Here is a 10,558-nt window from a genome sequence, read left to right on the forward strand (position 1 = left end):
ATGTGAAAGTAGAACATTGCCAGGCATTAAATTAGAGAAACCCGTTGCAGAGATGCGACGGGTTTTTTGCTTTTTAAGGTTTAGAAAAAGGAATTTGGGATGAAAAGGCAGTGAAAAGCCATGGACCCTGAAACCAGTTCAGGGAGACGGGGTTTCTATTTAGAGGCGGGGTCTTGATTACGCTCATCCCTTTGCTTTCCTGACAAAGGTTAGTATCCATTAAAGGTATAACAGCTTTATAATTACAGCAGAAGTCAGCAAGTTTTATGACTGTGGCATCAGTCTTGGATATCTCGCTCCTTCAATTTTCGTGTGAGCGTATTCCGACCCCAGCCAATTTTTAATGCTGCATCTTGTTTATGGCCATTACAGGCTATAAGTGCAGTTTTTATCAAACGACTTTCTAATTGTGCCTGAACATCCGGCCAAATATTTTCTTTCCCTTGCTTAAGTTCTTGGTTGAGCCAGTTTTGAAATGCATCTAACCAATCGCCTTCAGGGGCTTGTGAATTAGGTATCTGAGATAATTCTTCAGGCAATTCTTGAGGGTTCACCGTTTGACTTGGCGCCATAACGGTTAGCCAGCGGCACGTATTTTGTAATTGGCGAACATTTCCCGGCCAATGGTAGAGTTGCATTGCTTTTATTGAATCTGCTGTCAGTGTTTTTGTTTCAACTCGCAGTTCTGCAGCGCTGGCGGATAAAAAATGATGCGCCAGTGCTTCGATATCTTCAGGTCTTTCTTTTAGAGCGGGTAATCGTAATCGGACCACATTAAGGCGATGAAATAAGTCTTCACGAAACTGGCCTTGTTTTACAAGCTCCTCTAAGTTCTGGTGAGTGGCAGCAATAATTCGTACATCAACGCTGACACTTTGGTGGCCGCCGACGCGGTAAAACTCTCCGTCGGCTAATACCCGCAATAACCTGGTTTGCACATCTAATGGCATATCACCTATTTCATCTAAAAATAGTGTACCACCATTGGCTTGTTCGAAACGTCCTCTACGCATGCTATCTGCACCAGTGAACGCGCCTTTTTCGTGGCCAAAGAGTTCCGACTCTACGAGGTCTTTTGGTATCGCTGCCATATTTAAGGCGATGAAGGTATTGTCTTTACGGGGGCTATGATTATGCAGAGCCCCTGCGACTAATTCTTTACCTGTGCCTGACTCCCCATTAATTAATACACTCATGCTGGACATTGATAGCTTACCGATAGCACGAAAGACTTCCTGCATCGCTGGCGCTTCACCAATAATATCAGGCTTATCTTTTGAGCTGTGTGTTCGCTTCGTTTTTTTAGCTTGTGCATTCGCTTGATATGCGCGTTCTACTAAATCAGTTGCGTCATTTAAATCAAAAGGTTTGGCTAGGTATTCAAACGCCCCCTTTTGAAAAGCGTTGACGGCTGAATCTAAATCAGAATGGGCGGTCATAATAATGACAGGCATATTTGGATAGTTTTGAGTAACCTCTTCGAGTAGGACCATTCCATCTAGTCCTGGCATACGTACGTCTGAGATCAGTACTGATGGCTGACTATAAGAAAGGGCGGTCAGTACGTCTTGGCCATTTGAAAAGCTTTCGGTGCTAAATCCTGCACGAGACAGTGCTTTATCGAGAACAAATCGAATAGAGGCATCATCGTCAACTAACCATGCTGTTTTCATATAGTGCTCCATATCCGCTTAATTAAAACGGTAAGTAAATATTAAATTCGGTGTGCCCTTGCCAGCTGTCGCAATCAATCATACCTTCGTGTTGTTCAATCAAAGTTTGAGCAATAGATAGCCCCAACCCTGAACCGCCGTCTTTATTTGTGATCATTGGAAAAAAGAGTGTCTCTTTAAGCTCATCTGCGATACCCGGTCCATTATCGGTAATTTGGATAAGGAGCGCTTTTTTCATTAATCGTTCACCACGTCGCAGGCGATGCTTGATACGCGTAGTGAGGGTAATTTTTCCACCTGTTAACAAAGCTTGTTGAGCATTACGAACAATGTTCAACACCACTTGTTGAATTTTGGCTTGATCGATTGGTATATCTGGTATGCTTGGATCATAGTCTTTGACTACTTTTATATTGTGTTCATTATCTAACATACTCAGTTTAATCACCGATTCTAAAGTTTGATGGATATTACAAGGCGTTTTATGTAACAGCTGGTTTGGCCCTAGCAATCGGTCTACTAGCTCTGTTAATCTGTCAGCTTGTTCAATGATAAGCTCTGCACATTGATCCCGTTCACTTTGGCACCCTTCGTATTGCAATAATTGCGCCGCACCTCGAATACCACCTAGTGGGTTTTTAATTTCATGTGCTAAGCCACGTATTAAAGTTCGGGCTGCGTGGTATTGATGCAATTGATTTGACGCTTGATCAAAGCGTACTTCGTCATCAATCCTGCGGCACTCCATTAAAATGTAGGTGATATTTTGATGTTGAATACGCCGCGTATGCAGGTTTAAAGTTGCAGCGCGATTATCGATGAAAACCACGTCTACTCTATGCTGCTGGCAATCTACACCATCAAGCAACACATATTGATTGATCCGTTCAATATTAATATGGTGATGACTAAATGCGGCACTCAATGGTTGCCCGATTAAGCGTTTTATCCCTAAACCAAATAATTCACTGCAGCTGTTATTCGCGTAATGAATTATAAACTTTTCATCAAGAACTAAAACAGCCGCCGATAAATTATGCCAAAGGGTCGGAAGTAAACTTTCCGCAGAGTGTACCATAGTGGTTCGCCTATAATTATAATTGCACCATATTGGTGCGTAACCAGCATAGCACTGTTATGATTTTTTTTCCTAGTTGCCTATCGAATCGGGCATACTTGCTTTTTAGTTTCCAACGCTTTTGCGGTGAAGAAAGAAAGTAGTAGAGTCGCTTTGGGCTAGTGTTTTTCCCTGCGCATTGTAAAGTTTGAGGACTAAATTGTGCTCTCCCCTTGGCACATTATTGAGTACAAATGTAGTACTGGTCTGCATAGGCCCCGTTGCTTTTCCATTTAGGGTTAACTGTACTTTTAATCCGTTAGTAAAGCTTGGCTCGATCTGACCGGTGACATAGATAGTTCCTGTATTTTCTCTGAGAGTTTGCTCGTTATTTGGAGAGGTAATATTTGCGGTGTAGCTAATGCCTTGCTGCAGGCTTTGGGTATTAAGTATTTTGGTATCAATTGCGGGCATAGTCATAGACTTATTAAGCTGTATTTCTTGTGCACCTTTATGTGGCACATCTGAAAATACCCAATTGCCATTATCGTCTTTCCAACGATATACCTTTGAGTCTGCGATGCTAACACAGCTTATAAATAATAAACAACACATTATAATTAGACGCATGTACCTTTAGCCTAAGTCAAAAATATACCCCTTACTTTAGACCTTTGCACTTTTATTTTCCATAAAAAACCCTGACTGCACAGGCTTGAAAATAGACTTGATTGAAAAGGGAGAGTGACTTTCATGATCTTTACGCTCCTTTAAACCAGTTCATAATATTGGTCTAACGCAGTTTTTACATATTAGAGACCATTGTTTTTATGAGGCAATGAATGATCAACCGGCTTCTTATGGGTTTTATGCTCAGTGGTGATATTGCTTGCGTTCCGATTCACTCTGAGCTTGTTCGGCACAAGTGCTAGTTCTCCGAGTAATTCTTTTATCAGTGTAATTACATACCCTGTTCCTAAAATCCCCTATCTATTTTGCTATGTAATACCTGTTGTGGCGGGGTGTTAAGCGACTTATACCCAGTAAAAAGTAACAGGTATAATATGCTAAGTTGTTTTATATCAGTGCCTTAAGTGTTGCTGTCATCTATTACAGGTTTTTGTTCCCCTTGAATCTCCTTACTCTATGAACCAATGAATCATTTACCTGCAGACAATAAGTAAATTGCGCTTTTAACGGTTGATTAAGAACTTCTTAAGATGTGTTTAGCTGGTTCTTTTCCTTTGTCTGGTTTTAGTGGTTCCTGAATCTTATTGAATTTATTTAGAAGTTCATTGTGAGTACTCGGTTATAAACAACCGTGTTTAGTTGGCTTTACCATCCTTGATTGATTTTTTTGGTCTTTTTGATGGTTTTGAAAATATTAAATTAGGAAAAGGATTCAATTATCATGAAAAGTGATAACGGAACAAATATAAATAATAACTCTCCTGCAAATGCGGTATCTGCTAACACAAATATGGGTACTGATTTTGATTTAGCAAATGACTCTGTTATTGACGCGTTTGATCATATTGCATCACTCTATTCAGAAAAGGTTGCGATTCAGTCGAGTGATAAACGTCATACTATAACTTATCATGCTCTTGCGACATTGAGCGATAATATGGCGCAAGCCTTAGTTCGCGAAGGGATATGCAGTGGGCAATCAGTTGGTATTTGTCTGACTCGCTCAATTGAACAAATTTGCCTAGCGCTCGCTATTCTAAAAGCTGGAGGGGTATATGTTCCATTAGATAAGGATTATCCTCAGGAACGTTTGACTTCAATGTGTCAAACAAGTGATATTCAGCTGATTATCAGTGATACTGACATCAAATTTGGTTCGATTAAAACAATCCCACTAGAACGATTCACACATTCTTTGTCAGCTCCTATCGAGTCTCCATTACCAGCTAGATCGCCAAAGTCCCCTGCGTACACCATATTTACGTCAGGTTCTACTGGCCAGCCTAAGGGGGTAATTGTACCCGATCAGGCTATCTTACGCCTTGTGCAGCAAAATAATGAGTTAGCCATTTACCCGAATGATATCGTTCTACATCAAGCAAATATCGTTTTTGATGCATCTATATATGAAATTTGGGGAGCGTTATTGCGAGGTGCAACGCTCGTTTTATCAACCCAAGATAGAGTGAGTATACGCACGTTAGCGGAAGATATTGCTAATAATGACATTTCAGTACTTTGGTTGACAGGTACTCTGTTCCATATAGTGGCAGATCAAGACGTAAAAGTTTTATCTAGTCTGAGGTTATTAGTGGTAGGTGGTGAAGTCATTTCTCCTGAACGTGTATCGCGTTTTTTAGCATTGGATGGTAACCAAACACTGATCAATGGATATGGGCCTACTGAGGCAACAACATTTAGTACTTACTATGCTGTAAATCAATGGACCAAGAGTGATACAGAGCAAGCAGATGGCACATTTCCGATCGGTTATGCATTGGATAATACCTGTACATATATTCTTGATGAGAACCTCAATGAAGTAAGTGTGGGTGAATCCGGACAGTTGTTCATTGGTGGTTTAGGATTAGCGCTTGGTTACATGAACGATCAAACCACTACGGATGCTAAGTTTATATCTTTAGGCACAGGTGAAAAGCTGTATGCGACAGGAGACAAGGTTAAATGTCTAGCTGATGGTCGTATTGTTTATCTTGGGCGAATTGATGATCAAGTTAAGGTTCGTGGTTTTCGGATAGAATTAGGTGAGATTGAAAATGCAATCAATAACCTCGCCGACGTCACTCAATGCTGTGTGGTTGTGAGAGAGAATCAAGTTCAAAAACAACTTGTGGCTTTCTATTGTTCTGATAGCCACGAGGTTGTGGATATTAAAACTCAAATTCAGCACTCTTTACCTAAGTATATGTTCCCGCACTTTTTTCAAAAAGTAAGTGAATGGCCAACTACTATCAACGGTAAGGTTGATAAGAAATCTCTAATAGCCATGTTGGATGAAAAACCAGCTGCTTTCCTAGAAAAACAGAATGATTTACACCTCAATACTGAGTCTGATCTGATCAATATTTGGCAAGAAGTATTAGGACTTGAGACAGTGGGTATCAAAGATAATTTCTTTGAGCTAGGTGGAGATTCAATACTGTGTATACAGGTTGCAGGTTTAGCTGAACAGCAAGGGTATCAAATTGACATTGGAGTTATTTTTGATAATCCAACCATTGAACGTTTGGCTCAGTATTTGTCGGCTAAGCAACCTATTACAGAATCGGTAAATGATAAGCGAAACGAAGATGATTTAGTTGCGGCGCTCAAAGATATTTGGAAGGAAGTATTGAGTGTCGAAAATATCTCTATTGAAGATGATTTTTTCCAGTTAGGTGGTGACTCCATCCTTTGTATTCAGGTTGCGGGTCTAGCTGAAGTGCACGGTTTTAAGATAGAGATTGGTGAAATATTCGATAATCCTACAATTAAAACGTTGGCAAATCATTTAGGTAGTGTAACGACTGTAGAGCATATTGAGCCTATAGATACATTAAGAAAAATTTGGCAAAGCGTTTTAGGCCTTGATTATATTAATGAAGAGGATGATTTTTTCGACTTAGGTGGCGATTCGTTACTGTGTGTGCAAGTTGCAGGATTAGCAGAGCTGGAGGGTTTTAATTTTTCCGTTGCCGATATGTTTGAATATAGCAAGCTCAAAGAACTAGCGAATACTTATGATTCCGATTTATTAGCTGATGAAGACATTGAGCATAGCAATGTAGCTGTAAATTATAAAGAGCTGCCATTACCTGAGGGGGTCAGTGCGATTTATCCTGCTGCTCAAGCACAAGTTGGTATGCTTTATCACAGTGATATTGAGCAAGGTTCAGGTATTTACCATGATGTTTTAAGTCACACAATTAACTTACCATTTATTGAGCGTGATTTTACTGCAGCGCTAGAAATGGTAATCGAAAAACATGAAATTCTACGTTCTGCGTTTGACATAAATCAATACGAAACCGCAATGCAGCTTGTTTATGATGAGATTGTGCCTGAAGTTGAAATAGCGGTCGAAAAAAGAGATGTTGAGCAACAAAGAAATCTGCATCAACAGTGGGTTGAGCAAGAGATTGTGAGAGATTTCGAGTGGCAGCGAGCTGGGTTATTTAGAGTTAAAGTGTTCGTGTTTAATGATGATAGCTTTGTACTTGGTTTAAGCTTCCATCATGCTATTTTGGATGGATGGAGTGCTTCCAACCTAATATCAGATCTGGCTTTGTTACTCGATCCAGCGCAAGGCTTAGAACAGTTCAATCGCCAGCTTGCATGCAGCTATCAAGATTATATAGAACTAGAGCAGCAAGCACTCACTAGCGCCTCTTCGAGAGATTATTGGATTAATAAACTTGAAGATGCCGATAAAACAGAAATCATGCCATTGGGAGTGGCTCATGGTTGTGGTACTGAACGTATTTCCGTCGAACTTGATCCAGGAAAAACTCAATCACTGTCACTAATTGCGCGTGAGCTTGGCGTAACGTTGAAAACCGTGTTTATGGCTGTGCATTTAAGAGCTATGAGCTTATTGTCTGGTAAGCGCGATGTGATAACTGGCTTGGTGACCAATGGCCGACCTGAAGCATTAGATGGTGATAAAATAGTTGGTATGTTTATCAATACGTTGGCATTTAGAACGACTGTTTCGGATGTTAGCTGGAAAGAGTTGATCACGCAAGTCGCGCGCCAAGAGTATGAATTATTAAAGCATCGCCGTTATCCATTAGCTGCGATGAAGAGTGACTTGAGAGGGGCTGAGTTATTTGATGTCCTATTTAATTTTACTCACTTTAGAAATTATGAAAAGAAACAACAAAATGGACAGTATTTAGTTCAGCGAGGTGCATTCGCTCAACCACTCAGCGATGAGGATGACCTACTTGCGTTAGATCATGAATCTTCGAATTTTACAATGACGATTCAAGCTGGGTTACTACCTGATAACTCAAGAGCTTATTTTGTTATTGAAGCCGATGCCAGTAAATACAACCAAGAAGATAGAGCGCGATTTGCAAGTATTTATAATGCGCAAATTTCAGCTTTACTCGCTAATCCAGAAGCAAGTTGCCAATTTACCGCTGAGCGGTCAGCGTTAACGCATCAGTTAGTAATCCCTGAGGACTTAAATAATATAACTAATCAGTGGCACCGAGAACATATTAATTATGGTATCGCGCGTGGGATCCATCAAACAGTCGAATTGCAAGCTCAGAGATCACCTAATGCAGTCGCGTTGACGACATCTAATGAATCTATAACTTATGAAGAGCTGAACTGTCGTGCAAATCGACTTGCGCATTTACTTCGGGCACGTTTCGAGAATGAGTTCGCTAAAGAAATGCCGCGGGAAAGCTTGGTATTACTCTATTTAGAAAGTGGGGTAGACCAAATAATAAGCACCCTTGCTGTACTTAAAGCTGGTGGGGCATATGTACCGATTAACACAGATGTGCCTGAATCTCGAGTCGTACATATTTTTGAAGATACAGCAGCAAAGCTTGTGATCACTAATGATGCACACCAAGATCAAGTAGAAGGAATTATATTCAATAGTGATTACCAATGTGAATTGGTCGTGTGTGATGACGCACATGCACTATCAACTCAGCCTGAATACGACTTATCACTCTCTTATAACGTCAATGATTTAGCATATGTTATTTATACTTCGGGGACTACGGGTATGCCTAAAGGTGTGTTGCAAACGCACCAGAATGTAATGCGCCTGTTTTCTGCAACCGAACAAGAATATCGTTTCTCAGAGCAAGATGTTTGGCTACTCTACCATGCCTATACATTTGACTTTAGCGTATGGGAAATGTGGGGAGCATTACTTCACGGTGGGAGATTAGTGATACCACAGTCAGAGGTTGTGCGAGACTTTCCGCAAGTGGTTAAACTGTGCCAGCAGGAATCAATTACGGTTTTAAACCAAACACCAGGTGCATTCCAAGGCTTCTCTGCAGCAGCATTAGCGGAGCGAGCACAGTTACCTGCTTTACGTTATGTGATATTTGGTGGAGACAAATTGAACCCAGCTAGCTTGCAAGGCTGGTGGTCACACTATGGTGATACTCAACCTCAATTTGTAAATATGTATGGGATCACTGAGACAACTGTTCACACGACTTATCATCAACTTAATGTTGCAAATGCTTCTGAACTTTCAACAATAGGCCGTGTGCTTCCTGATATGCAAGCGTACATACTGAATGAACACTTAGAGCTTGTTGCGCCTGGCGTACCAGGGGAGTTATACATTGGCGGTGCAGGTTTAGCGCGAGGTTACCTAAATAGAGAGAAATTAACAGCAGAGCGATTTATTGAGAACCCATTTGCCGATAAGCAAATGAAAGCGCTTGGTCATGAGCGTATGTATAAAACCGGTGATGTTGTACGTTGGATAGATAATGGAGAAATAGAATACTTAGGGCGAAATGATAATCAGATTAAGGTACGAGGCTATCGTATCGAACTTGGAGAGATTGAAGCTGCGTTACTCGGTCAAGTAAATATCAAGCAGGCTATTGTAGTGACTGAAGCGGAGGGAGGCCATGCTCGTATTCTCGCTTATATCGTTTCAGATAGTATAAGTGTCGATACCAATGAAATCCAAGTAACGCTTAGTAAGTTACTACCAAGTTATATGCTACCTGCACACATTGTACAAATCGATACAGTACCATTAACTAGTAATGGCAAGTTGAATCGAGCGGCACTGCCAAAGCCAACAATGGGCGGTAATGATGCTTATGTTGCGCCATCAACTGAGTTAGAGGTGCAGTTGTGTGATATTTGGCAGCAAGTGCTCAAGGTTGATAGGGTTGGTGTTCAAGATAGTTACTTTGAGTTAGGCGGTGACTCAATCTTGAGTATTCAAGTTTCAGCAAAAGCGAAAGCGCAGGGTATCGAATTTAGCCTAATGGATTTGATGCATAGCAAAACGATCTCATGCTTGGCTGCGATCATTTCTTCGGGTGAGACTAGCTCAGCCATTACCGCCAGCAGTACTGCATTTTCATTACTCCAACCAGAAGATAAATTGAGCTTACCGAGAGAGGTTATAGATGCCTACCCTGTGTCACAGACTCAATTGGGAATGCTATATCACTCAGATCGTGAACGTGAAGAGTCGGCTTATCACGACATAATGACTCATACGATTCGGATGCCTTATCAAGCAGAAGCATTCAAACAAGCATTCATAGCCTTGATTGAACGCCATGAAATATTAAGAACAGCATTCAATATTGGTGAATATTCAGAGCCACTACAACTTGTTTACGGACAGGTTAATTCATCATTTGATACGCAAGATCAATTGGGTTGGTCAACGGAAGCACGTCAGCAATCATTAGACGAATGGTTCGCAAACGAAAAGGCGATGGGTCTTAATTGGCAATCAGTGGGCGTCTTCCGCACGAAGGTATTTGTGCATGATGAAAACGCATTTATTTTTGGATTTAGTTTTCATCATGCCTTGTTAGATGGTTGGAGTGTTTCAGTACTGATGTCCGATTTGGTCTCGTTGTATGAAGCATCATTAGCGGGTCAACAGGCAGATTTGCCAGATATAGATACATGTTACCGTGAATATATCGCATTAGAGCAGAGCGAGCTGAATAGCGATCTTGCAAAGAATTTTTGGCATAACATTGTTGCTGATATAGAGCCTGTTGATATCCCAGGTCACGCCATTAGTGAAAGCAAGTCTAGTATTTCACGCTTTGATGTGCCTGTATCTGAGAGTGAGGCGACATTAGTTAAAGCATTTGCAGCTTCGTTGGGTGTT

4 protein-coding genes are annotated in these 10,558 nt (G+C 40.9%); 1 reads left to right on the top strand and 3 read right to left on the bottom strand.

The genetic code is table 11. The features are described from left to right. Nucleotides 1–278: 278 nt before the first annotated feature. From ntrC to CWC18_RS18155, 3 genes are all read right to left on the bottom strand, one after another. On the bottom strand, nt 279–1,673 hold the full coding sequence (gene ntrC, locus CWC18_RS18145) for a nitrogen regulation protein NR(I) (protein WP_138593517.1): 1,395 nt from the start codon (nt 1,671–1,673) through the stop codon (nt 279–281). 22 nt (nt 1,674–1,695) lie between these two features. After that, nucleotides 1,696–2,751, bottom strand: a complete 1,056-nt coding sequence (gene glnL, locus CWC18_RS18150; RefSeq protein ID WP_138593516.1) for a nitrogen regulation protein NR(II) — start codon at nt 2,749–2,751, stop codon at nt 1,696–1,698. Nucleotides 2,752–2,856: 105 nt separating this feature from the next. Then, nucleotides 2,857–3,360, bottom strand: coding sequence for a DUF4124 domain-containing protein (locus CWC18_RS18155; RefSeq protein ID WP_138593515.1), 504 nt, complete (start codon nt 3,358–3,360; stop codon nt 2,857–2,859). 781 nt (nt 3,361–4,141) lie between these two features. On the opposite strand from CWC18_RS18155, the gene CWC18_RS18160 reads away from it, so the two are divergent. Beyond that, nucleotides 4,142–10,558: non-ribosomal peptide synthetase (locus CWC18_RS18160; protein ID WP_138675840.1), on the top strand; the 6,417-nt coding region annotated here is incomplete at its 3' end.

It is taken from the genome of Pseudoalteromonas aurantia (assembly GCF_005886875.1).
GTDB classification, from domain to species: domain Bacteria; phylum Pseudomonadota; class Gammaproteobacteria; order Enterobacterales; family Alteromonadaceae; genus Pseudoalteromonas; species Pseudoalteromonas aurantia_A.

What these genes read in the sequence shown, in the direction of transcription:
- CWC18_RS18155 (WP_138593515.1), bottom strand. Translation starts at nt 3,360, where the DNA reads ATGCGTCTAATTATAATGTGTTGTTTATTATTTATAAGCTGTGTTAGC.
- glnL (WP_138593516.1), bottom strand. Translation starts at nt 2,751, where the DNA reads ATGGTACACTCTGCGGAAAGTTTACTTCCGACCCTTTGGCATAATTTA.
- ntrC (WP_138593517.1), bottom strand. Translation starts at nt 1,673, where the DNA reads ATGAAAACAGCATGGTTAGTTGACGATGATGCCTCTATTCGATTTGTT.